At 40.1% G+C, this 21,094-nt stretch carries 20 protein-coding genes; 19 read left to right on the top strand and 1 reads right to left on the bottom strand.

Features of this window, described 5'->3' with window-relative positions; all coding sequences use genetic code 11:
• Window positions 1–32 precede the first annotated feature (32 nt).
• On the top strand, window positions 33–683 hold the full coding sequence (locus tag GH754_RS01270) for a bifunctional 4-hydroxy-2-oxoglutarate aldolase/2-dehydro-3-deoxy-phosphogluconate aldolase (protein ID WP_153726919.1): 651 nt from the start codon (window positions 33–35) through the stop codon (window positions 681–683).
• 93 nt (window positions 684–776) lie between these two features.
• On the opposite strand, the gene proC is transcribed toward GH754_RS01270, so the two are convergent.
• The gene (gene proC / locus GH754_RS01265) at window positions 777–1,583 is read right to left on the bottom strand and encodes a pyrroline-5-carboxylate reductase (protein WP_153726918.1); all 807 of its coding nucleotides are present in this window, start codon (window positions 1,581–1,583) and stop codon (window positions 777–779) included.
• A gap of 124 nt (window positions 1,584–1,707) precedes the next feature.
• Here proC and GH754_RS01260 point away from each other — a divergent pair, with 124 nt between their 5' ends.
• The 18 genes from GH754_RS01260 to nagB all read left to right on the top strand — a co-directional run bounded on the left by GH754_RS01260 (window position 1,708) and on the right by nagB (window position 20,430).
• Window positions 1,708–2,322, top strand: coding sequence for an NUDIX hydrolase (locus GH754_RS01260; RefSeq protein WP_153726917.1), 615 nt, complete (start codon window positions 1,708–1,710; stop codon window positions 2,320–2,322).
• Between the two features lie 538 nt (window positions 2,323–2,860).
• Entirely contained in the window at window positions 2,861–3,253 is a 393-nt protein-coding gene (panD, locus tag GH754_RS01255; RefSeq protein ID WP_153726916.1) for an aspartate 1-decarboxylase, read from the top strand.
• Window positions 3,254–3,334: 81 nt separating this feature from the next.
• Window positions 3,335–4,567, top strand: coding sequence for a dicarboxylate/amino acid:cation symporter (locus tag GH754_RS01250; protein ID WP_153726915.1), 1,233 nt, complete (start codon window positions 3,335–3,337; stop codon window positions 4,565–4,567).
• Between the two features lie 156 nt (window positions 4,568–4,723).
• The gene (locus GH754_RS01245; protein ID WP_153726914.1) at window positions 4,724–5,299 is read left to right on the top strand and encodes a DUF6241 domain-containing protein; all 576 of its coding nucleotides are present in this window, start codon (window positions 4,724–4,726) and stop codon (window positions 5,297–5,299) included.
• A gap of 305 nt (window positions 5,300–5,604) precedes the next feature.
• Complete coding sequence (locus GH754_RS01240; RefSeq protein WP_194841249.1) at window positions 5,605–6,918, top strand: M14 family zinc carboxypeptidase; 1,314 nt, start codon at window positions 5,605–5,607, stop codon at window positions 6,916–6,918.
• Window positions 6,919–7,093: 175 nt separating this feature from the next.
• On the top strand, window positions 7,094–8,131 hold the full coding sequence (gene argC / locus GH754_RS01235) for an N-acetyl-gamma-glutamyl-phosphate reductase (RefSeq protein ID WP_228550090.1): 1,038 nt from the start codon (window positions 7,094–7,096) through the stop codon (window positions 8,129–8,131).
• Window positions 8,132–8,381: 250 nt separating this feature from the next.
• Window positions 8,382–9,620, top strand: a complete 1,239-nt coding sequence (gene argJ, locus GH754_RS01230; protein ID WP_228550089.1) for a bifunctional glutamate N-acetyltransferase/amino-acid acetyltransferase ArgJ — start codon at window positions 8,382–8,384, stop codon at window positions 9,618–9,620.
• Window positions 9,621–9,631: 11 nt separating this feature from the next.
• Entirely contained in the window at window positions 9,632–10,411 is a 780-nt protein-coding gene (gene argB / locus GH754_RS01225; RefSeq protein ID WP_153726910.1) for an acetylglutamate kinase, read from the top strand.
• A gap of 558 nt (window positions 10,412–10,969) precedes the next feature.
• Entirely contained in the window at window positions 10,970–13,093 is a 2,124-nt protein-coding gene (locus GH754_RS01220; RefSeq protein WP_153726909.1) for a BglG family transcription antiterminator, read from the top strand.
• 27 nt (window positions 13,094–13,120) lie between these two features.
• On the top strand, window positions 13,121–13,558 hold the full coding sequence (locus GH754_RS01215) for a PTS sugar transporter subunit IIA (protein ID WP_153726908.1): 438 nt from the start codon (window positions 13,121–13,123) through the stop codon (window positions 13,556–13,558).
• A 2-nt stretch (window positions 13,559–13,560) separates the two neighbouring features.
• Complete coding sequence (locus GH754_RS01210) at window positions 13,561–13,827, top strand: PTS sugar transporter subunit IIB (protein WP_153727181.1); 267 nt, start codon at window positions 13,561–13,563, stop codon at window positions 13,825–13,827.
• Between the two features lie 29 nt (window positions 13,828–13,856).
• Window positions 13,857–15,149 (top strand): PTS ascorbate transporter subunit IIC, encoded by a 1,293-nt coding sequence (locus GH754_RS01205; RefSeq protein WP_153726907.1) that lies wholly within the window; start codon window positions 13,857–13,859, stop codon window positions 15,147–15,149.
• Between the two features lie 86 nt (window positions 15,150–15,235).
• Entirely contained in the window at window positions 15,236–16,228 is a 993-nt protein-coding gene (locus GH754_RS01200; RefSeq protein ID WP_153726906.1) for a phosphotriesterase family protein, read from the top strand.
• An 18-nt stretch (window positions 16,229–16,246) separates the two neighbouring features.
• Window positions 16,247–16,984 carry a creatininase family protein gene (locus tag GH754_RS01195; protein ID WP_153726905.1) on the top strand — a complete coding sequence of 246 codons (738 nt, stop codon included), beginning with the start codon at window positions 16,247–16,249 and terminating at the stop codon, window positions 16,982–16,984.
• Window positions 16,977–17,687, top strand: a complete 711-nt coding sequence (locus tag GH754_RS01190) for a KDGP aldolase (RefSeq protein WP_153726904.1) — start codon at window positions 16,977–16,979, stop codon at window positions 17,685–17,687. Before GH754_RS01195 ends, GH754_RS01190 begins: the two co-directional genes overlap by 8 nt.
• Before the next feature lie 2 nt (window positions 17,688–17,689).
• Window positions 17,690–18,445, top strand: coding sequence for an SIS domain-containing protein (locus GH754_RS01185; protein ID WP_153726903.1), 756 nt, complete (start codon window positions 17,690–17,692; stop codon window positions 18,443–18,445).
• 35 nt (window positions 18,446–18,480) lie between these two features.
• The gene (gene nagA, locus GH754_RS01180) at window positions 18,481–19,677 is read left to right on the top strand and encodes an N-acetylglucosamine-6-phosphate deacetylase (RefSeq protein ID WP_153726902.1); all 1,197 of its coding nucleotides are present in this window, start codon (window positions 18,481–18,483) and stop codon (window positions 19,675–19,677) included.
• Window positions 19,678–20,430, top strand: coding sequence for a glucosamine-6-phosphate deaminase (gene nagB, locus GH754_RS01175; protein ID WP_323741793.1), 753 nt, complete (start codon window positions 19,678–19,680; stop codon window positions 20,428–20,430).
• Window positions 20,431–21,094: the final 664 nt, after the last annotated feature.

The following is a 21,094-nucleotide window of genomic DNA, read 5'->3' as shown; positions in this document are numbered from 1 at the left end:
GTTGTAACGAGGATTTAGAAAGGAGACCTTTAATGAGTAACGAAGCTTCTTTAGATAGATTGTTATCGTCCGGTATTGTAGCAGTAATACGAAAGGTTGATCCCAAAAAAGTCCCTCCACTCATACAAGCATTTGTTGACGGTGGGGTTTCTGGTATTGAAATAACAATGGACTCAAATCATTCAACTGCATTGATTAATGAGTTAAAACAAGTACACGGAAACAAAGTTATGATTGGTGCTGGAACCGTGTTAAATAAGGAACAAGCAAAAGAAGCAATTGAAGCCGGATCAGATTTTATTTTTGCTCCTATCCTAGATCGGGAAACGATTGAATTTACAAAGAAACAAGGTATTCTAATGATTCCTGGGGTGTTTACTCCTACTGAAATCCATCAAGCCTATCAATGGGGAGCAGATATGGTAAAAGTATTTCCAGCATCAGTTGTTGGTCCTCGATTTTTCAAAGATGTTAAAGGACCAATAAGCCAAATTCCGATGATGCCTACTGGTGGAGTGAATTTGGACAATATAGGTGCTTTTATACAAGCTGGTGCAGTTACAGTCGGTATAGGTGGTTCACTTGTCGATAAGTCATTAATTGAACAAGAGGACTGGAAGGCATTGCGAAATTTAGCTCAACAATATGTGGAGAAGATTGCCGAGGTAAGAAATTCTAAATAAACTAATATACGAACACAGATAATGTTAAAGTTGTTTAAAATAAATTCATCAAAAACAAGGGCCAACCCCAGTTGTGGGAGTTGGCCCTTGTTTTTACTCACTTAATTCCTTCACCCGTAGCGAGCATTGTTCCATCGCCGATTGAACAGCTCCACGAAATTGTTGTTTTTCAAGCTCTGAAACAGCGGTTATGGTTGACCCTCCTGGTGAGGTTACCTGATCTTTTAACTCTCCAGGATGCATCCCCGTTTCTAGTACCATTTTGGCTGCACCCGCTACAGCTTGGGAAGCTAGGCGATATGCTTGGTCTCGTGTAAGCCCCTGTCGCACCCCGCCGTCTGCCATGGCTTCAATCATCATATACACATATGCAGGCGACGAACCACTAATGGCTGGAATAGCATCCATTTGTTCTTCATTAATCAACTCAACCTTTCCAAAAGTCTCAAATAAAGTTTGGACGGTTCCCAATTCTTCACTCGTAACCTCATCACTCGCACACATTGCACTCATGCCCTCTTGAACTAAAGAAGGTGTATTCGGCATGGTGCGCACTACCTTCACATTCGACTGGAAAGTATGTTGCACATGTTCAATCGAGACTCCAGCGGCAATCGTTACGATAATCACCGATGATTTTACAGAAGTACGTGCTTCCTGAATCACATTCTTATATAGTTTTGGTGACACTGCTAAAAATAAAATATCAGATTCGGCTGCAACTTCTTGATTATCCAACGTTGTTCTTATTTCAAATTTGTCCGTTACCTTTTGTAAGGTTTTTTCGGTTGAGGAGCTAGCGATAATTTGATTCGGTTTGATTTGTTCATCCTGAAGCATACCGCCAATCATCGCCTGGGCCATTTTTCCACAGCCAATAAAGCCGATTGTTTGTTCCATTTATGTATCATCCTTTTTATTTTGTCACTGGGGTTTATGTTAGCAAATAAATATGATATTTTCATCCCAATTCCTCTTTCGCTATAATTGTAGTTGATCAATCTCATTAGAAGGAGAAATAACTATGGATGAAATTCTAGATATCCTAGACGAAAACTATCAAGTGATAGGACAAGAAACAAGAAAAAAAGTTCATGAACAAGAACTCCTACATGCCGCATTTCAATGCTGGTTTTATACACATTTAAATAAAACCCCTTATATTATGTTCCAACGACGAAATCCTGACGTGAATTACCCTAATTTGCTAGATATTACTGCAGCAGGACATTTAACGTCGGGAGAAGGACCAATTGAAGGAGCAAGAGAAATCGAGGAAGAACTTGGTGTGAATCCTGCATTTGATGATTTAGTGTCTTTGGGGATTTATCAGGACACATTGATTCGAAAAGATAAAAAGAAAGACCGAGAAGTGTGCCACCTTTACGCTTTTTTATATCAAGATGAGTTAGAGAGGTTAAATCTAAACCAAGAGGAAGTAGCCGGAATTGTTTGCATGACTTTAGACGATTTCCAGCGGATTTTACAGGCACCCGGGGAGAAGTTTGATGTTGATACTGCTTCTTATCAGGGTCATGAGGTTGAAAATATGACCATTTCTTTATCCATTGATGACTTTGTTCCTCATTCTAGGGGTTATTATAAGTATGTGATAGAGAAAATTCGAGAGCTGTTATAGTTTGTAGTGTCTGCATAGTGCAGGCACTTTTTTTAGTGATCCCGGTTGTATGTTTTAGCTAGTTTAGCATAATGGGGTCCTGCTACAGGATTTGTATAGAAAACTTTAGCTTAAATACGCCGAATTTTAGCGTAATGAGATTCACCTTTAGCATAAACCCCACTCTTCAGCATTTCCCACATAATGTTTAGCAAAAACAAGGGAAACTTCAGCATCACAGTAGCCCCCACGCCACCCAAAACACCATCATAAATCTACTCCTCCACACATATTCCTAGTTTTCTACTATATTTGATATACTAAAACAAAACCAATGCCAAAGGCGACCAACCATGAGCGAAAACTCTTTAGCCTTATCAACTCGATTTGAACTTGCCTTCAATAAAATCCACTACATTCTCATAGTTCTTATGTAACGTAGATTAATAGATAAATTCACAACAGGTACGAACGACCTGACCTCCTTGCAAACGTAAACACACTCTTTTACACTTATAATACGTCAGTTATTTTTCACTTATACAGGGAGGAAATTTTCATGCAGCGCTTAATGTGTAAAGGAAAGATTCATAGAGCTACGGTAACAGAGGCAGAACTTGATTATGTTGGAAGTATTACGATTGATGCTAAATTAATGAAGGAAGCAAACATTAAGCCATATGAAATGGTACAGGTTACAAGCTTAAAGAATGCAACTCGATGGAAAACGTATGCGATTCCAGCTCCAGAGGGATCTAAACGCATTTGCTTGAATGGACCGCCAGCACATTTGTTTAGCCCTGGTGACATTGTCATCATTTTGAGTTTAGGTATGATGACAGATGAGGAGATTGAGGATTTGAAGCCAAAAGTTGTGTTTGTTGATGGCGAAAATGAGATTACGAGTGTGGAAGAGCACGACTTGCATTGGCCTGAAGGGGTAAAAATGTAGTCTACCACATTTCCACCCAGCTTTTAATAGGCTGGGTGTACATAAAATTTTAAGAATATTCCGAAATAAAGGAGCGTTTCTATGAAACTAAAAAACAATTTAGTAACACAAATGCTGATTGCTTTTATCCTAGCCATCTTAGTTGGTTTGGTATTTGGACAAAATGCTGAATATGTCCAGCCTTTAGGAGATTTATTTCTACGTTTAATTAAGTTTATTATGATTCCACTTATTCTAAGTACGCTCATTGTTGGAGTGGCTAGTACTGGAGATATGAAAGTACTCGGTAAGCTTGGTGGAAAAACTGTGGTTTACTTTTTATGTACGACGATGTTTGCGATTACCATTGGTATGGCGGTTGCTTACATTTTTCAACCTGGTAACGGGGTGACCTTAGAAGCAACAGGTGAAACGGTTGAACCGAATGAAACGGGGGGTGTGCTGGAAACTTTACTCAATATTATACCCACTAACCCTATTAACTCTTTAGTTGAGGGGAACATCCTACAAATTATTTTCTTTGCGATTTTTATTGGTATTGGGATTACAAAATTAGGGTCAAAAGCTGCCCCAGTAAAAAACTTCTTTGACAGCTTTGCTGAGATTATGTATTCCATTACTAATGCTGTCATCAAGGTAGCTCCAATTGGTATTTTTGGTCTTATTGCACCTGTGGTTGGCATCAATGGTCCTTCTGTGTTACTTCCTCTAATCAAAGTGTTACTCGCTATGGCTGTTGCTGCTCTCTTACATATTGCCATCGTCTACTCCATTGCGGTTTCTAAATTTGGGAAAATGAGTCCAGTTACGTTTTTTAAAGGGATTTCTCCAGCTGCATTGGTTGCTTTTAGTACATGTAGTAGTTCAGGAACACTCCCTGTGACGATGAAAAATGTGGAGGAAAACTTGAATGTACCTAAGAAAGTCAGTAGTTTTGTGCTTCCTTTAGGTGCTACCATCAATATGGATGGAACGGCTATATATCACGGTATTGCCGCATTATTTATCGCACAGGTGTATGGTCTTGATTTATCTTTCTTACAGTATTTAACGATCGTTTTAACCGCGGTGCTATCATCTATTGGTGCTGCTGGGGTTCCAGGAGCAGGGATGATAATCCTTTCGATGGTATTAGCATCTGTTAACCTTCCACTTGAGGGAATTGCCTTAATTGCTGGTATTGACCGAATTCTAGATATGTTCCGAACTTCAACAAATGTTATTGGGGATTCTTCCGCAGCAGTGATTCTGTCGAAATCAGAGAGAACAACTGATGAAGATGTTTATGTGAACAGTCAGGGAGTAGTAGGTTAGAATAGTAATGCTCACGTTACAAGGGAAAGTCTATTATTTTAGGCTTTCCCTTATATTTTCCCCATTAAAAGGTTATATTTGTAAAAAAACTGATTATACTATAAAGTTGTCACTAAGTCACTATAAACAGCAATTTTTAGTAGTGGAGTGGATAAGATGAAAAAGACCATCATCATTACTCTCTGTTCAATCCTTTTTGTAGCCGGCAGTTTCTGGGGAATTTTTTATTGGATAGACAACTTGGGTGCCGAGAATACACAGGATAAAGAAGAAACAAAAACGAGTTCTAACAAGGAAACAGAAGCTGCATCTGAAATAACAGCAGAGCGTGAAGACATTCAAGGTACCATAACCAAAGAAGACTTAAAAGAATTTGAAGAACAAGGTGAAAATCCCTTTGGAACTAAAACCCAGATGAACGAAATGCAGGATGAGCATTTTCAAGAATTTATCCACGGCATGTCTCACCAAAAGGTGCGTGCTGAGAAAAAATGGGGCTTTTATGAATTACATCCTCAGCGAGTAGAGTGGCTCTTAGCTGCTTTAGACGAAGTGGACGTTCATTTTGAGGAAACCTATCGAGAGATTCTTGAAAAATGGCAACAGCAAAACTTTTCAGAAGTAGATGATGATCATAATGCCATCTGGAGGATACAAAATGGAACCATAGGCAAAGCAACCGGTATTTTATCTGCTGAGGAAGAACAAGAATATATTGAAAGTCAACAATAACGAGGAGTGTAGGCACTGCTCGTTATTTAATGTTTAAAAAAATCTATCACTTTCCTTCGACAAACGCCGACCCATTCATCTACAACTCGCTAAGCCTTTTCGCTCACTTCAGCATTTTTCTAGTTAGATAGACACTATACTATCGATTTATACAAGGTAAAATTTTCTTGTATTTTGTTAAAAAGGGTAGAAAGTTTTTTGGACATATTCTTTTTGTTTTGACAACTTTATTGAGCCCGACTCTATTAACATCTATAGTAAATCTCAAAACTATTTTGAGAAAATATAGAGTTGGAGGAATGTATATGAAAAAGTTGTCAAAAGTTATTCTCCCTACTACGTTTGCGTTAGCCGTCACCATGTCATCAAGTATCTCTGCAGATCCACAGTCCACACCTAATGGTCCCTACATCGAGGATGATCAAAATATTTCGCTTTCCAGTTTTATGAGTAATGGAGAACTATATGAAAAGCTCCACCACCTTGAAAGTGTTTCAAATGGGAAGATGAAGCTTGAGATTGCAGGTTACTCAAATGAGTCACCTGATGGGTACACCACGGATGATGAGCAAGGCTTCCCACTTTATGTAGCTAAGTTTGGTGATAATGATCCTGACAAGAAAAAAGTACTCATTACATCACAGATTCATGGAAATGAGCAAGTGGGTACAAAGGCTGCTGTTGATGTCATTCAGAAACTTGCTTCAAGCAGTGGGAAAGAGGTAAAAGAGATTCTAGATGAAGTTTCGATTTGGATTATGCCACGAATTAACCCAGAGGGTGCGGACAACTTCTATGAAGATTCTTGGTATCCGACACGTTATACACATCAAACGTGGAATCCAGAGGAAATTGGGTTAGCCGCAGATACTGAGGCGCCTTGGTACTATAATGAGGATGGTAGCGAGCGAGCTCAAAACAATGATGGGCGAGTGGTTTACGGCATTCCAGGCTATGACGAAAACCGAGATTACAATCCGAATATGGATTTTGCCATTGAGGATGCCGATAAAGAAGAAGTAGCCGAACGCCTGAATAGCCGCTCAACAAACAACAGTAATTACGGTGGCTATTATGTTACCGCTGAAGCGAGAACGGTTACGAGTGTGTTTAAAGAATTCCAGCCGGATGTATACGTAGACCTACATCACCGCGGATTTAATACGCTATCTGACGAGGACAATCGTTCCGTACCTCTTCAAGTAGCAGCTGTTGTGGCTACACAGGAATATGTAGATCCATTTACTGGACAAACCTATGAAGTAGATGAGGATGTGCAGAAGCTTGCTAAGCAGGTGAATGCTTTAACTGCCTTAAGCCTACAAAAAGGAAACTCTCATTTCGGTGCAGTTCAAAAATATCCTGATGTTAACTTACCAGGTACAGCGCTTGGAACTTTCGCACTAAATGATGCTGCCATAATGCTCATGGAAATTAAGGGACAAAGTCAAACCCTTGGTCAAAAGCAAAATGGTATGCTGAAAGAAACTGTTACAAAGCCATTGTTTGAAGTATTTAAAGGCTTAGCTGATGGTTCTATTCATGAAGTGGATACTCAGGTGTATGATGATATTCCAGAGTCTACAAATCGTATAAGTGATCCGACGACAAGGGATTAATTCAGTAAAAAGTACTAGGCGGCTTTTTTTAAGCAGCCTAGTACTTTTTTATATTAAAAAATAAAATTCCTAATTTACTTAAAAACTTTTCAAAAATTCCACACAAACCATTGCATAATTATAAATACGAAAGTATAATTATACGAAAATATACATTTGTCAGGAGGTTATGTATTTGCACGTCGGGATTATTGGCGCCAATGGTTATAGCGGTATTGAACTGATTCGACATATTCAACAACACCCAAATGTCACCTTAAATCTCATTGTTTCAAATTCCACAAGCGGAAAGCTCATCACAGAACTTTATCCGCATTTACAGAACATATATGAAGAACAGCTCCAAACTTTAGATGTTGAATCCATTGCAGATCAAGTGGACCTTTTATTTTTTGCAACACCATCGCGAGTTAGTAAGGATTGGATTCCCGCATTTATGGAAAAAGGGATCAAGTGCATTGATTTATCAGGTGATTTTCGATTGAAGTCTGCAGCCGACTACCAGAAGTGGTATAAGGCTGAGCACACTAACGGGGCCTATTTACAGGAAGCGGCTTATGGATTATGTGAGGTATTTGCCGAGGATATTGCGCAGTCAAAACTCATTGCCAACCCTGGCTGCTATCCAACGGCAGCACTTTTAGCCTTAATCCCTATGGTCGAACAAAAATTAGTGTCAACAAACTCGATCATCATTGATGGAAAATCTGGCGCTTCAGGCGCTGGAAGAAACCCGTCACTTGCGACCCATTTTGGGGAAATCAATGAAAATGTAAAGGCCTATAAACTGGGTCAACATCAACATATTCCGGAAATTGAGCAGGTGTTGTCCGAGGTGAATGGAGAGCCGGTTCAAGTTACGTTCTCTACACACCTAATCCCCATGACAAGAGGGATTTTATGCACCATATACCTAGATTTATTAGAAGAAAAAACGACAGCAGACATCCTATCCGTCTATGAAAATTATTATGAAGGCGCGCCATTCGTTCGGGTACGACCCGAAGGAACTTGGCCGGCAACGAAAGAAGTATACGGATCCAATTTCTGTGACATCGGAGTCTTGGTAGATGAACGGACGGGAAAACTAACCGTGGTATCCGTCATTGATAATGTGGTCAAAGGTGCGTCAGGTCAAGCGATTCAAAATATGAATCTATTATGCGGGTGGGATATTCAAACGGGGTTGAATCAAATACCGGTTTATCCATGATATGTGGGTGTTTGTGTGTAAGTGGTTGTCATAGAAGTGGTGCGAATTGGGATGTGTAGCATATGGCGTGTCTGTTTTAGCTTTTAACAGTACGGCTTTATTTGAAACTATGTAAACTTTAGCCAAATCAACGGTAACTTCAGCAAATCAGGCCAACTTTAGCAAGAATACAGTAATCTTTAGCTAAACCACCCATATCTTCAGCACTCCAACCTAAATGACTCCACCAATAACTAAAGGGGGGACGAAATTGAGTACTTTTTACGAGGTGGCTGAGAAAAAATTGCAGGTTCTAGCCAACGGGTCAGTCACAACGCCAAAAGGATTTACCGCGGGCGGCATGCACTGCGGGATTAAGAGGAAACGGAAGGATTTAGGATGGTTGTACTCAGAAGTGCCGGCTGAAGCAGCGGGCGTATATACAACCAATCTTTTTCAGGCAGCCCCCCTTATTGTAACGAAGGAAAGTGTAGCAAAAGAGGGGAAGCTACAAGGGATTATTGTCAACTCAGGAAAGGCAAATACTTGTACAGGTGAGCAGGGCATGCTGGATGCCTATGAAATGCGGTCACAATTTACCAAAGCAATTGGCATAAAAGAGCATTATGCGGCTGTAGTTTCAACAGGTTTAATTGGTGACCTTTTACCAATGTATAAAATCAATTCAGGCATTACCCAAATTCCTGATGCTATGACATCCAATGCTCCAACTGATTTTGAAAAGGCGATTTTAACAACCGATACCTTTACGAAAAATGTAGCCGTTCAATTAGAGATTAATGGGAAACAGATTTCAATTGGTGGGGTAGCAAAAGGGTCTGGCATGATTCATCCGAATATGGCCACAATGCTCGGCTTTATTACGACAGATGCGAATATTCATCATCAAGATCTACATCAAGCTTTAAAGGAAATCACAAATGAGACCTTTAACTGTATATCCGTTGATGGGGATTCGAGTACAAATGATATGGTGCTTGCCATGGCCAATGGGTTAGCTGGAAATGAACCGTTAACCAAAGACCATGTGGATTGGTCAACCTTTGTAGATGGATTGAAATTTGTGTGCGAATCTCTCTCTAAGCAGATTGCACGAGATGGCGAAGGTGCTACGAAACTGGTTGAAGTCCAAGTAAATGGAGTAGCAAGTGATCAAGCAGCGCGAAATATTGCTAAAACGGTGATTTCCTCCAACTTAGTGAAAACGGCCATTCATGGTGAGGACCCGAATTGGGGTCGAATTGTTGTGGCTGTTGGGTATTCTGGTGAAACACTCGACCCACATCAGCTAACCGTTGCGATTGGTTCGGTCAAAGTGGTGAATCAAGGACTTCCGCTGTCCTTTAATGAAGAAGAAGCGAAAAAAGAACTGGAAAAAGAGCATGTAACTTTATACATCGATTTTCATCAAGGAAACGGCAAAGGTAATGCATGGGGCTGTGATTTATCATACGAATATGTCCGAATCAATGCCTCATATCGAACGTAGGTGGTGGTCAGATGAAATATCTCATCATAAAATTTGGAGGTAGTGTCTTAGAGGAACTACCTTTTTCCTTTTATCAGGATATTGTGGACATACAAAGGCGTGGCGAATGGAAGCCTGTTATTGTACATGGTGGAGGTCCGCTCATCTCTGAACTCCTAACACAGTTAAACATTGAAACGACTTTTGTAAATGGGATGCGAAAGACGACGAGCGATGTGCTGGATGTAGTTGAGATGGTCCTAAGCGGTAAGGTAAATAAGCAGGTCGTTCGAACACTCAAACAGGCTGGTGGTCAGGCCATTGGGATGAGTGGTGTCGATGGAGATTTACTACAAGCATCTCCATTGCAAGATTCGGCATTAGGCTATGTTGGTCAGGTGGAGGAAGTCAATATTTATTTGATTAAACAAGTCGTGGAACAGGACCTAATTCCAGTCATTTCTCCGATAGGCTTAGATGAACAGGGGGAGCGGTACAACATTAATGGCGACGTAGCAGCGGCGGCAGTTGCCAAAGCACTCGGCGGCAAGCTCTGTTTTGTCAGTAACATTCCAGGTATTTATAAAGAGGTAGAAGGAGTAAAGCAAATTTTAACCCAAGTGACCAAACCAGAAGTAGAAGAGATGATTGTGTCTGGTGATATTAAAGAAGGGATGATCCCGAAAGTAAAAGCGGCACTTGAGGCGTTAATGTTTGCGGTGCCGGAAGTGGTTATTTTAAATGGAAAAGAAAAGGGGAGTCTTGTTTCTTTTACGAGTGGAAATGAGATTGGGACTAAGGTTGTGCTCTGATAGTTAACGTTGCCCAAGGTGCATAGGTGCTTTGGGCAATTTTTTTGTGTATTTAAATAAGGTTCAGACCGAAATGTGAATGTTCTTGACTTGATTATATTGAGATGTGACTTGATTTAAGCGCATTATGACCTGAGAAAAGCGAGCTGACAGGAATAATTTGAAACTGACATAATTACCGAAAAAAGTGGCGTGATTACCAGTAGAGAGTGATTGATTTATTTTAATGAAAAACTTGATTAATTAACATCCTGACTGAATGAAATTCCCCCTAAGTGCCACGACTGGATACGACCCCCTTGTGACGTGATTATCAACAAAACTGACTGATAAAAAGTGATAACAGACTGAATTCCAACAAAAATAAACAGAATCCATTTACCCAAGTTCATCTCCTCACCCCTCTTGCACAAACTTTCACCCACCCCAGCCCAATTTTGCACAAACTCCTCACCACCATTTGGTCTTACACAATCAGGTCAAAGGGGTTATTATAAAGTTAAGCAATTGCTAACGAACTTTTTTGCACAAACTAATTGTGCAAGGAGGTAGGACAAAATGTCACTAGACAAGCGCAGTACTGCTATATTAATGCAATTAATTCATGCCGATTCTTATTTATCCATTAAAGAATTAACAGAAAGACTCAATGTATCTCGTCGAACGATTTATTATGACATCGATAAGATTAATCATTGGTTGGAAAGCCAGAGATTAGACAAGATTGAACAGGTTCGTTCTGCTGGACTTATTCTAACCGATGAGACGAAGGATAGGATCCCGGACAAGCTCGGGGAGATGCATGCCTGGCACTACGAATATTCGGCTAGTGAGCGTAAAGCTTGGATTGCCATTTATATTATGGCCAGTGAAGAAAAGCTTCATCTGGAAAGTTTAATGGAAAAGGTAAGAGTTAGTCGCAATACAACGATAGAAGATATTAAAGCCTTAAAGGAAGACATCCAGAAGTTCGGTCTTGACCTCGAATTTGATCGTAAATTAGGCTACACCATGCTAGGTGAGGAGACCGATATTCGAAAGGCGATCGTCTACTATTTATCACTAGCGATTCCTGAACAAAACTGGCAATCACTGTTAGCCAAAATTCAAATGCACGTAAACTCTTTGAACAAAGGTGAGGAGACACAGCTCTTTGATATTAGCTTGTTAAAGACGTTGTACAACATAATATCGGAAAGTGAAAAGGAATTGAACATTCAGTTTACTGATGATGTGTTGCACAGCATGAGTTTACGACTTGTCTTATTTGGCAAACGGATTAAGCAGGGCCATATTGTTCGAGTGGATACCGTTGAGAAGGAAGTATTGAGTGAAACTAAAGCGTTTCAGGCAGCTCAATATATAAGTAGAAGAATGGAAAAGAACTATCATTTTCCCGTTCCTGAAGAGGAGCAATTCTATTTAACAACCCACTTATTAGGGGCAAGAATCAACTACTCAAGTGATGATTTGTTAAATGAATCCTTATCTGATAGCCTGCGTGAGGTTGCAGAGAAGATGGTTAATGATTTTCAGAAATACGCCTGTTTGCTTTTTCAAAATCGGGAATTACTCATAAAAAATCTTCTTATTCATTTAAAGCCGGCCTACTACAGAATTAAATATGGGCTTGAGGTCGAAAATCAACTTTTAGATGCAGTGAAAGCCAAGTATGAAGAAGTGTTTATGATCACGAAAAAAGTGGTTCATCATTTTGAACAAATGGTTGGCAAATCCTTGCACGAAAATGAAATCGCTTTTATAGCGATGCACCTAGGCGGATGGATGAGAAAAGAGGGTGCTACCACGTCGGAAAGAAAAAAAGCTTTAGTCGTGTGTGCAACCGGTGTCGGAACCTCACAAATTTTAAAGCAACAGCTTGAGGGGCTTTTTTCAACGATTGATATTACGGAAACCGTATCTGTACGGGAGTATGAGGAAGGGTCATTTGATGTAGATCTCGTCATTTCCACTACACCTGTTACGAAAAAAGACCATCCCGTTTTTGTGGTGAATCCGATTTTAACTGATGCGGAAAAGGAAGGGCTGTTGAAAAAGGTTAACCTTTTATACAACCATTCAACGTCACAAGCACTTTCCATTGATGGTTTGATGGATATTATTGAACGACACGCAGACATTCGAGACCGCAACAAACTATATGAAGAACTGAAGCACTATGTAAAACGCCCAGAGGTTACGCTAAATGAGCATTATAAACCGAGCTTAACTGAACTCATTAAAGCCGATATGATTCAGATTCAGAAGTCTGTTAGAGATTGGAAGGAAGCGATCACATTAGCCGCTCAACCCCTTCTTCAAAACGGTTTTATTACCAAGCATTATATCGAAGCCATGATCAAAAATGTAGAACAATTTGGGCCTTATATTGTTATTGCACCGAAATTTGCCATCCCGCATGCCAAACCAGAGGATGGGGTGCGCAAACTTGGAATGAGTTTGTTAAGGCTAGACGAGCAGGTTTCATTTTCTAAGGATTCCAAGCATGATGTTCATTTCCTCGTTGTGCTTGCTGCCATGGACAACGAAACTCATTTAAAAGCTTTATCTCAACTCACGCAGTTATTTTCTAACTCTGAGGAAGTTAAAAAGCTGAAAAAAGCAACATCTACGAAAGAAATGCTTAAAATGATAAACCATTCCATATCTAAAACAGCATAACAACGGAGAAACATGGAGGTGTCAATCTTGAAATTTTTAGATAAATCCTTGGTGGCATTAGACGTAAACGCTAATAGCCCTGAGGAAGCAATTCGAGAAACAGGAAAATTACTTTATGAATCCGAATTAGTTGAGGATTCATATGTCGAGGCGATGGTGAATTCCTTTAATGAAAATGGACCTTATTTTGTCCTTGCACCAAACATCGCTATGCCACATGCAAGGCCAGAGGATGGAGTAAAAGAGGCGTGTGTATCTTTTATCCGATTAAAGGAGCCAGTTCGATTCGGACATGATTCCAATGACCCGGTTCAATTGGTCTTTGGTTTAGGGGCATCATCGAGTGATGAGCATTTAAGTGTTTTACAAAAGCTAATGGGTTTACTAGGTGATCCTGCAAACATCGATAAGCTATTAGAAGTCAATAATCATGATGAAATCAATCATATCATTGGAGGGAATTAATGATGAAAATTTTATGTGTGTGTGGATTAGGACAAGGAACTAGCTTGATTTTACGAATGAATGTGGAAACGGTTTTACGTGAAATGGGTATTGATGCAGAGGTAGAAAACACAGATGTTTCAAGTGCTGCAGCTGAGAGTCCAGATTATATCATTACAAGCAATGAGTTATCACAGTCTTTAGAAGGGCACAGCTCTAAAATCGTAATCGTGAATAACTACTTTGATACAGAGGAAATTAAAACAGCTTTAGAAGCCAACATGAACTAATTAATATTTGATCGGGGGAGGTCATAACAATGGAAGTCATTTCATGGATAGCGTCTAACATCTTTGGTGTACCTGCAATTTTACTAGGTTTCATCGTTTTACTAGGTTTACTCTTACAAAAAAAATCAGCAAGTCAAACCATTAGCGGTACATTCAAAGCAATGATTGGATTTTTAATTATTAATGCCGGTGCTGGTGTTATTACAGGGTCTTTAGGTATTTTTGAACCGATGTGGAAAGAGGTATTCGGAATTGAAGGCGCCTCTTTAGGAAAATTTATGGGGCAAGAAGCCTTTAACAATGAGTATGGTTCAGCCGTAACACTTGCTATGTTTATTGGTTTTATCGTGAACGTTTTATTAGCTCGCTTTACTCGTTTCAAGTATATCTATCTAACTGGTCATATGATGTTCTGGACAACCACAATTTTCGCTGGAATTATCATTGATACCACAACAGATGTTTCATTTGGTGTATTGGTCTTATTCTTATCTGTATTTATGGGGATTTATTGGACATTCCAACCAGCCATCGTGCAGCCTTATATGCGTAAGGTTATGGGGAACGATAGCATTGCGTTAGGTCATACTTCCGCGATTGTTGCTCTGCTTGCGGCATGGTTTGGTAAATGGTTCGGTAACAAAGAAAATGACTCTGAAAAAATTAAATTACCAAAGGGACTTGAGTTCTTAAGAGATTCAAACGTTATTACCGCTCTAACGATGAGTATTTTGTTCTTAGTAGGTGCCGTTGTTTTAACTGTGAAAGGAACTCCTGGCGCTGAAGAGTTGATTGCTCAATCCGGAGATCAAAACTTTATCATTTACTCTATTATTCAATCGTTTACATTTGCTGCTGGTATCGCAGTGGTTCTATTCGGGGTAAAAATGTTTATTGGTGAAATTGTTCCAGCCTTTAACGGAATTGCAACCAAGCTTGTACCTGGTGCAAAACCAGCACTTGATGCTCCAGTAGTATTTACAGCAGCTCCAAATGCCGTAATCCTAGGTTTCTTAGGTGCATTCGCAGGTGGCTTAATTTGGTTAGTTGTGCTTGGTGGAACCATCGGGTATGTGTTTGTACCAACTATGATTGTATTATTCTTCCACGGTGCAACAGCAGGTGTGTTTGGTAACTCAACAGGTGGTGTGCGCGGTGCCCTTATGGGTGGTTTCATCACTGCAACAGTTGTCGCATGGGGTCAATATATTACCGTTAGAATGTTACTAGACTCTACTATTCCAGATACAGCCATGTGGGCTGCTGACTCAGATATGTTCGTACTAGGCCCAATCATTAAATTAATAGCTTCATTATTTTAATTGAATATAAAAATTTCATAAAACCGGCATCTTGATGTCGGTTTTTTCCATCATAGAATTTGAACACGTTAAGGAGGAAGGATCAAATGAGCTTTATTCGTACGTTAAGAGGGGATATTAAACCAGAAGAATTAGGTTTCACCTATTCACATGAACACATTGTCTGCCGTCCTGACTATTGGGTGCAAAAAGGTGCAGATGATTTATTACTAGATGATAAAGAAAAATCCAAAAAAGATGTTGAGGATTTCCAACGTCATGGTGGCCAATCCATTGTCGATGCAACAGCGATTGATTATGGCCGCGATGTGCAAGCGGTCAAAGAAATTTCTGATGAACTGGATCTACACATTGTTGGAACTGCCGGCTTTAATAAAAGCTTTCTTTGGGATGCGCGAATTAAGGAAGAACTAAAACCGATTATTGGAAACTATGAAACTTATGCAGAATGGATTGATCAAGCAACCATCAATGAATTAACTGATTTTGTTGTTCGCGAAGTAGAGGAAGGCCTAGAAGGTACTCCTTTTAAAGCTGGTCAAGTGAAGTTCGGAACCGGATATAATCGCATATCTCCGCTAGAAATCAAAACATTGCGTGCGGTTGCCCGTGCTCATCATATCACAAAGGCACCTGTTCACTCACACACTGAAGCAGGCACGATGGGCTTAGAGCAAATTGAATTGCTGAAATCAGAAAATGTAAACCTTGAATATTTAAGCATTGGTCACATGGATCGAAATCCTGACCCATACTACCATGAACAAATCGCCAAAACTGGTGCATATTTAAGTTTTGATGGCATTGCCAAAATCAAATATGCTCCCGAATCCACACGCATTCAATGTATTTTAGACCTTGTTAGCAAAGGCTATGAGGATCAAATTTTAGTGTCTGGTGATACAGCTCGTAAAACCTACTATAAGCATTACGATTATGGCTTAGGCCTGGAGTACATCATTGCCAAGTGGGTGCCAAGATTTATTGATGAGGCTAACCAAAAAGGCTTTGACGGTGAAAAATTAATCCAGAAGTTTTTCGTTGAGAATCCAGCACGTTGCTTTACATTTAAAAAATAAGTCATCTGAGGTGATCCCATGCAATTTCAATATGAAAATTCCTATAAGGTCAAAGATCGGATTGCAGATAAAAAGGTAGCGATCCTTCCCATAGGAGCGGTGGAGGCACATGGCCCCCACCTTCCACTAGGTACGGACAATTTACTTGCAGAACGTTTAAGCGAAAAATTGGCTGAGCGTGTGAATGGATATATTCTCCCAACCTTGCCATATGGACAAGTATGGAGCTTGAAAAATTTTCCGGGAAGCATCAACATTTCCAATGATTCCTTAATCAGCTTCATTGTGGATATTGGCAAGAGCTTGTATGAGCAAGGATTTAAGGTGTTTGCCATGGTGAACGGTCATTTGGGCAATGCGGTTGCCATGAAGGAAGCGGCAAGAAAGCTTTACGAAATCTACCCTGAGTTAAAGGTCCTTTACCTGTTCTATCCTGGTATGAATAAGGTTGTTCCTGAAATTCGCGAAACAAAGTCTAGTCATGGCACTTATTTTCACGCTTGTGAGATTGAAACATCCTTTATGCTTTACCTAGCGCCTGAGTTTGTGGACATGAACAAGGCGATTAATGATATTCCAAATATCCCGATGTCAGCTGACGTGACGCCAACACCTTGGGAGGAATTTACGAAGTCAGCGGTGTTAGGGGATGCTACGCTTGCTACGGAAGAAAAAGGTGAAAAAGTCATTCAAGTTGCGTTGGAAAACATGGTGAAGCTGATTGACCAAATGAAAGAAGGAAACGAAAATGCTTAAAAATAAATTATATGATTTTGTTCTGTTTAACTTTCTCGCTCAGGATCAAAAAAATACGGAGGAAGTAATGACTGCCGGAAAAGGGTTTGTTGTTCCGGGTATAGTAGCGTCTGATTTTGATAATATAGATAAAGGTGCAAGCCGTGTAAAAGAAATAAAAGCTGCCTCAGATGTGGTTTCTATTGGCCTTGGTGGAGGTGGAAACCCTGAGTTTGCGAAACGAGTAGTGGATATTGCGGCTTTATCAAACCCAGGGCATATCAACCAGCCTTTTGACCAGTGCGCTTATGCCAATGGCTATTTAGCTGGAAAAGGGATGCCGCAATTGGTCAATGCTTTAGTAGTACCAAGTGGAAGTGTAGGAACCGTCAAGTTACCATCTGGTTTAGAGATGAAAGTGGAAGAACTCGTGGAAATTGCACAAGCTATGGGTATTGAATCCATCAAATTTATGCCATTAAAGGGAGAAGCCCATTTGGAAGAGCTCGTTTACTTAACGAAGGTAGCGGCTCAAAAGGGAATCCGTGGCATTGAACCTGCGGGTGGTATTAGCGCGTCTAACATAAAAGAAATCATTCAGGCTGTTAAAGATATCGAAATCGAATTTTTCATGCCTCATATCTTCGGCTCAACCATCGATAAAGAAACTGGTAGAACGATTCCGGCAGAAGTCGAAAAAATTATGCAAGCCTTGGAGGGATAACGTTGCTAAATACGTATTTTCAAAAAGTAGAAGAACGTCTGAACCTTGTGATTGATAATCAAGAGGACAAACTGAAGCAAGCAGCCCAAAAAGTTGCAGACAGCATTCAAAATGGTGGTATCATACAGCTGTTCGGCTGTGGCCATTCCCATATTTTAACTGAAGAAGTATTTTACCGTGCGGGTGGATTGGTGCCGATTAATCCAATTTTATATGAGCCCTTAATGCTTCACGAGGGCGCGCTACGTTCCTCTCAATTGGAGCGGAAAAATGATTATGCTAAAAACTTTTTACAGGATCAAGAAATTCAACCGAATGACGTGGTGTTTGTACTATCTACATCAGGTCGGAATCCTGTACCTGTAGATGTGGCACAATATGCGAAAGAGAAAGGTGCATTTGTGATTGGCATTACATCTATTGAATATTCCAAGAGTCAGCCATCTCGTCACAAGAGTGGTAAGCATTTAGCTGATTCGGTTGATCTTGTGATTGATAACTATTCCGTAAAAGGGGATGCTATCTTATCATATGAAAAGGTAAAAGTTCCGTTTGCTCCAACCTCTACTGTTGTAGGTGCGACGATTTTAAATAGTATTTTTGCGGAATCCATTAAAGTGATGGCTGATGCAAACTTTGAACCACCTGTCTTTTTAAGTGGAAACATTGAAGGTTCTGATGGACATAACGAAGCCTTGATTAAAAAGTATGAGAAGCGAATTCCTTTGCTTTCGTTAAATGCTGAGGGCTTGAATTAAAGGAATATGTTATATTGTTAAACGGGGTGCTTTTTATGGACGAAAAAATTCTCTTAAAAGGGATGAAGATTTTTGCAGAACACGAAACTTATGAGCGTGGGTATGTAAAAATTGAACAAAATAAAATCACCGAAGTCGGTCATGTAGATACACTAAATGCAGATTCTGTTCGTGACTATAAGGAAATTCAACTTTCCGAACAGCATTCCATGTTACCTGGATTTATTGATGTGCACATTCATGGGGCGGGTGGTGCTGATGTCATGGATGCAACCGCTGATGCTTTAAATGTCATGACCAAAACGTTGCCGAAAGAAGGAACCACTAGCTTTTTAGCGACTACGATGACGCAAAGCCATGAAGCGATTAAGCATGCGCTAACCAATGTTTCATATTATGAGGAGAACGGGTACAATAAACCTGGACAGGCGGAAGTTGTTGGAATTCATTTAGAGGGTCCGTTTATATCACCCAATCGGGCTGGGGCTCAGCCAAGTGAATACATCGATACGCCAAATGTGGAAGTGTTTAAAGAATGGCAAACGAAAGCAAGTGATTTAATCAAGCTTGTTACTCTTGCACCAGAAGAAGATCCTGACCTTCAACTCACGAAGCATTTAAAAGAAACTGGTGTGATCGCGTCAATTGGCCATTCTGATGCTACATTTGAGCAAGTGGAGGATGCCATCCATGCAGGCGTTTCACATGCCACCCATTTATTTAACCAAATGCGTGGACTTCATCACCGTGAACCTGGGGTTGTAGGGGCTGCCTATTTGAAGGACGACTTGATGACGGAATTGATTGTAGATGGCGTTCATGTTGCCCCTGAAATGGTGAACCTGTCCTATCAGCAGATTGGAAAGGATCGATTGGTTCTCATTACCGATGCAATCAGAGCCAAATGCCTAAAAAGTGGTGTATACGATTTAGGTGGACAATCTGTTACCGTTAAAGATGATAAAGCGACCTTGACGGATGGAACATTGGCAGGCAGCGTTTTGAAGATGAATCGTTCTATTCAAAATATGCTTTCGTTTACTGACACAAACCTAGAAGAGCTCATGCAAATGGCATCCGTAAATCCAGCAAAAGAATTGAAGCTATTCGACCGTAAAGGAAGTATTACAGAAGGAAAGGATGCCGACCTTGTCATTTTAGACGAAAACTATGATGTTGCCTTAACGATATGCCGAGGCCTTGTTGCTTTTCAACGGGAGGAGGTTTTGTAAGTGAAAATTGTAGCTGTAAAAAACTATGATGAAATGAGTGAGTATGCTGCTCATTTATTGATCAAACAAATTACTCAGAAACCCTCAACTGTATTAGGTTTAGCAACAGGAAGTACACCGACTGGAACCTATGAGAGACTCATTCAGGATCATAAGGATAATCAAACTTCCTATGAACAGGTTCGTACTGTCAATTTGGATGAGTATGTGGGACTAAGCCCAGACGACCCTAACAGTTATCGTTACTTCATGGAAAAAAATCTGTTTAAACATATCAATGTTCGGCCGGAAAACACATATATACCAAATGGGAAAGCAGAGAGTTTAGAGCAGGAATGTACGGACTATGAAAAGCTAGTTCAAGAGCTTGGAGTCGATGTGCAAATACTAGGAATTGGAGTCAATGGTCATATTGGTTTTAACGAACCCGGTACTTCTTTTCAAAGTAAGACACATATCGTAAAACTAGCAGAATCGACAAGACAAGCAAACGCTCGTTTCTTTGACTCGATGGATGAAGTACCTACCTCTGCAATTACGATGGGGATTGAGAGTATTTTAAAGAGTAAAGAAATTGTTTTATTGGTATCTGGTAAAAACAAAGCAGGTGCTATGAAGCAGCTCGTTACGAGGGAAATTGATGAATCCTTCCCGGCTTCAGCACTTCATCAGCATCCAAATGTGACCGTAATTGCGGATTCTGATGCTTTGGCAGAGTGCAAGGATTTGAAAGGTTCACTTCAGATGGTTTGAGTTGGAGAAGAGGTCTATGCCTGAGAGGGGTGTAGGCCTTTTTTGGGTTTGTGGTGGGGCCAGGGTGCGGGATTTCGGCGGGGCGGTTCAGCATTTTTAGGTGTTTGTTGAGCTTGGTGTACCGGGATTTAAGCATAATGCTTTCAATCTTCAGCGCAAGGCAGGAGTTCTTCAGCAAAATCATTGATCTTTAGCATTTATAGGTTCAACTTAAGCAATTGCGACCCGAACTTCAGCATTTGACCACCCGCGATCATGCTTCAGCGTTTTTCCCAACTATTCCAGCATATTCATTTCATTCTTTAGCATCTCGCATGTGAACTTTAGCCGATACACACATAACTTCAGCATATCTCACCTCCTTCATCAAAATCACCTCAGTCTTTAGCTTTTTATAAACGCACTTCAGCATCTTCCACCATGCTCTACCGTCACCTAGAAAAAATTCACACGACTGTAAGGAAATCCCCACTTCCATTTACTAAATAATGGTATATTAAAAGTAGAAAGAGAATAAAAATAGAATAGCAATACAGACTCCACCAATAAAGGGGGAATACCTAATGGTTAACCCAGAGTATGTGAATTTTAAATCTTTCATTATTGGGGCTTTTCTAGGAGGGGTATTAGGTCTTGTTGCGATGTATCTATGACTCTCTCTTTC

This window comes from Salinibacillus xinjiangensis (genome assembly GCF_009649735.1).
Lineage (GTDB): Bacteria > Bacillota > Bacilli > Bacillales > Alkalibacillaceae > Salinibacillus > Salinibacillus xinjiangensis.
The sequence above is the reverse complement of the archived record's forward strand: the minus strand, read 5'-3'. Positions and strand labels throughout refer to the sequence as shown.

Excerpts from the sequence above, each read along its gene's own strand:
- GH754_RS01240 (WP_194841249.1), top strand. The coding sequence starts at position 5,605 with ATGAAAAAGTTGTCAAAAGTTATTCTCCCTACTACGTTTGCGTTAGCC.
- GH754_RS01200 (WP_153726906.1), top strand. The coding sequence starts at position 15,236 with ATGAGCTTTATTCGTACGTTAAGAGGGGATATTAAACCAGAAGAATTA.
- GH754_RS01205 (WP_153726907.1), top strand. The coding sequence starts at position 13,857 with ATGGAAGTCATTTCATGGATAGCGTCTAACATCTTTGGTGTACCTGCA.
- nagA (WP_153726902.1), top strand. The coding sequence starts at position 18,481 with ATGGACGAAAAAATTCTCTTAAAAGGGATGAAGATTTTTGCAGAACAC.
- GH754_RS01260 (WP_153726917.1), top strand. The coding sequence starts at position 1,708 with ATGGATGAAATTCTAGATATCCTAGACGAAAACTATCAAGTGATAGGA.
- GH754_RS01245 (WP_153726914.1), top strand. The coding sequence starts at position 4,724 with ATGAAAAAGACCATCATCATTACTCTCTGTTCAATCCTTTTTGTAGCC.
- panD (WP_153726916.1), top strand. The coding sequence starts at position 2,861 with ATGCAGCGCTTAATGTGTAAAGGAAAGATTCATAGAGCTACGGTAACA.
- GH754_RS01220 (WP_153726909.1), top strand. The coding sequence starts at position 10,970 with ATGTCACTAGACAAGCGCAGTACTGCTATATTAATGCAATTAATTCAT.
- GH754_RS01195 (WP_153726905.1), top strand. The coding sequence starts at position 16,247 with ATGCAATTTCAATATGAAAATTCCTATAAGGTCAAAGATCGGATTGCA.
- GH754_RS01210 (WP_153727181.1), top strand. The coding sequence starts at position 13,561 with ATGAAAATTTTATGTGTGTGTGGATTAGGACAAGGAACTAGCTTGATT.
- GH754_RS01250 (WP_153726915.1), top strand. The coding sequence starts at position 3,335 with ATGAAACTAAAAAACAATTTAGTAACACAAATGCTGATTGCTTTTATC.
- GH754_RS01270 (WP_153726919.1), top strand. The coding sequence starts at position 33 with ATGAGTAACGAAGCTTCTTTAGATAGATTGTTATCGTCCGGTATTGTA.
- GH754_RS01190 (WP_153726904.1), top strand. The coding sequence starts at position 16,977 with ATGCTTAAAAATAAATTATATGATTTTGTTCTGTTTAACTTTCTCGCT.
- argB (WP_153726910.1), top strand. The coding sequence starts at position 9,632 with ATGAAATATCTCATCATAAAATTTGGAGGTAGTGTCTTAGAGGAACTA.
- proC (WP_153726918.1), bottom strand. The coding sequence starts at position 1,583 with ATGGAACAAACAATCGGCTTTATTGGCTGTGGAAAAATGGCCCAGGCG.